At 35.3% G+C, this 517-nt stretch carries 1 protein-coding gene; it reads right to left on the bottom strand.

Going from position 1 to position 517, the window contains the following annotated elements; genetic code table 11:
* Window positions 1-517: MSCRAMM family protein (locus AC1DJR_RS33115; protein ID WP_477004581.1), on the bottom strand; the 517-nt coding region annotated here is incomplete at both ends.

Genomic DNA, 517 nt, shown 5'->3' with positions numbered 1-517 from the left:
CTTTATCTGTTGTTACTTTTCTTACTACTTCACTTTTCTCATTTTGGACTTCAAATTCGACACCCGCTAATACTGCACCGTTTTCTTTGTCCACTTTTGTAATTTCTACATTACCCTTGTCTACCATTGCATTTTCTACTTTTATTGGGAATATGCCGTCCCCTGTTACATTTACTTCGAACTCTGTTTCTTTTAACTGGTATCCTTCGGGCGCTTTCGTTTCTTTTAAAATATATTTTCCTGGTGCTAACGGTTTAGAAATTGCCWTACCGTCTTTATCTGTAATAATATGTTCAACTACTACACCGTCTTTTACTATATCAAACTCTGCATTTGCTAATGCTTTACCACCATTTTCCGAATCAATTTTCTTTAATTCAATTTGACCCTTTTGCATGGTATTTTTAATTTCAATTGTTTTTGTTTCTCCAGCTTGAAGCGTAACCTCTACCGGACTTGTTAATTTTTGATATCCCTCAGGTGCTACTTTTTCATAAACTTTATACGTCCCAGGAGC

Source organism: Bacillus sp. 05T31 (assembly GCF_056396725.1).
Note: the sequence above shows the minus strand (reverse complement) of the source record. Positions and strands in the feature narration are given on the sequence as shown.